Genomic DNA, 2,003 nt, shown 5'->3' on the forward strand with positions numbered 1-2,003 from the left:
GGCTGTGACCGCAGTTCCGTGATGACTACGACTCGATGAGGATGCGGGCTCTCAGGACGTGGAACGAGGCTCGGCCGTACATCTGCCGCTTGATCGTCTTGATGCGGTTGACGTGCCCTTCTACGACGCCGGAGCTGTACTGCAGGGTCAGGCCCGCGGTGACGGCGTCGATGTCAAACTTCATGAACCGGGCGAACCCGCGGATCGGCTGAGGCGCGTCGCGCTCCACGTCGCTGATCCAGTCGGGCAGCAGATGGCCGGTGCGGTCGCGGACCAGGGCGGTGAACCGTTGCGCGACCTCGCGGGCGCGTGCGATGTCGGGGCAGGCCAGGCAGACCTCGCCGAGCCGGACCCCGTCGTCTTCACTCAACGACTCACGGCGACGCATGATCCAGGACGTGATCGCGCGTGGGCTCGGAATCGGTGCTGGTGCGGGTATGGCCGTGCCGTCCCGAAGAGTCGCGACGTATCGGCGGACCGTCTGAACTGTGCCCCCGAATCCACGCTCACGGACTTCGCGGAAGAGGCGGCTGGCGTCCGTGCATCCGTTGAGGAAGCGAGCTTGCAAGTAGGAGTGGAAGGGCGTGAGGAGTCCCGTTCGACGATGCCGGGCGGATTCGATGAGTACGGCGAGATCGGTGTCCCGGAAGTGCCGCACTGTCTTGCGGTCCATGTCCAAGCGGCGCGCGATCGCGCTGATCGTCCATCCTTTGTCGACCAGATCGAGGATGTCGGCGTGCCGGTGAAGGGTCCGCTCGACGATGGCAGTCTTCGGCAGCGCGGCCGGCTGATCCGGCACCCAGGTGTCAGGGACCGGGGCGTCAGGTTGAGCTCGCTCCTGGGCATGTTTCCGCAGGCAGGCGCGGTGCTGGTGACATGTCTTCTCCACCACAACGGACAGGTTCTGCAGCAGATGCCACCGGTCGGCCACCTCGATCGCCCCGGTGGCGGCCTGCTTGATCGCGCGGGTGTAGCCGGTGGCCCGGTCCCGGCAGATGACCTCCGCTCCGGGATGGGCCTCCAGCCAGGCAAGGAATGTCTCCGAGCTGCGGTCGGGCAGAACATCGAACGGCTTGCCCCGTTCCACGTCCACGAGCACCGTTCCGTAGGTGTGGCCACGCCGGAAGGCGAAGTCATCCACTCCCAGGACCCGCGGAGCCCGGGCTGGCACCGCCGGCGCCGACAGCAGACGGATGAGCGACGTCCGTCGGCCGGACAATGCCAGCCGTCGGCAGAGGCGTTCTCCCGGGCGGCCCCCAAGCTCCATGGCCACGAAACGGACGAGGTCACGCATGGCCACCGACGACTGACCGTGTGACCTGGTGAAACCCTCAACCTGCTCAACGAAAGTCCGCCGGCGGCACATCGGCATTTCGCAGAGGAACCGCCGCACCCGTAGTCGGACGAGCACCTCTCGGCCGCCGACAGGCCGATCCGCCAGCCGCCGCCAGTACCGGCTGTGAACCCGCCGTGCACCGTTGCCACAGTCCGGACAACGGCCAAGAGGACCAGTACCAACCGCGTCCACAAATAGAGTGCGGCCGGCGACATGCAGCCGCTCGATCCTCAGCTCGATTCCCGGAAACAGGACGTCCGACAGTTCACGCAACCCCATACAGAAGTTGTGCCGCGACGAAACGATCCGGCATGCCAGCTACTGCGGTGGCGATCAGTAGGGGCGCTTGATGTCGTGAGCCTCCAACGCGCTCTCGTAGCGGGCCAGCAACTCGTCGAAGTTGGCCAGCAGGATGGTGGCAGCCTCGTGCGCGTCAGCAACGTCGCCCTGGGCGCAGGCTTCCACGATTTCAGCAACGTCGCCGCGCATGATCGACAGCGAGTCCCCCTGGATCAGCACGCCCGGGAAGTGACGTGGCGGCAGGCGGACAACCGCGTCGTTGCCTGGATCCGTGAACAGCTCAGCCTCAATGCGTTCCATCGGGCTATCCAACAGTAGACGCCGTACCTCATCCAGCCGTAATCATCACGGAAGCGCGGTCACAGCC

The 2,003-nt window shown here is 66.1% G+C and carries 2 protein-coding genes; both read right to left on the reverse strand.

Features of this window, described 5'->3' with window-relative positions:
- Positions 1-25: 25 nt before the first annotated feature.
- A complete protein-coding gene (locus ACZ518_RS39435; protein ID WP_469117851.1) occupies positions 26-1,615 on the reverse strand; it encodes an ISL3 family transposase in 1,590 nt (529 codons plus the stop codon).
- A 54-nt stretch (positions 1,616-1,669) separates the two neighbouring features.
- Positions 1,670-1,936, reverse strand: a complete 267-nt coding sequence (locus tag ACZ518_RS39440; protein WP_469117852.1) for a DUF6959 family protein — start codon at positions 1,934-1,936, stop codon at positions 1,670-1,672.
- Between the last annotated feature and the right edge of the window lie 67 nt (positions 1,937-2,003).

Source organism: Streptomyces sp. NPDC033966 (genome assembly GCF_055575955.1).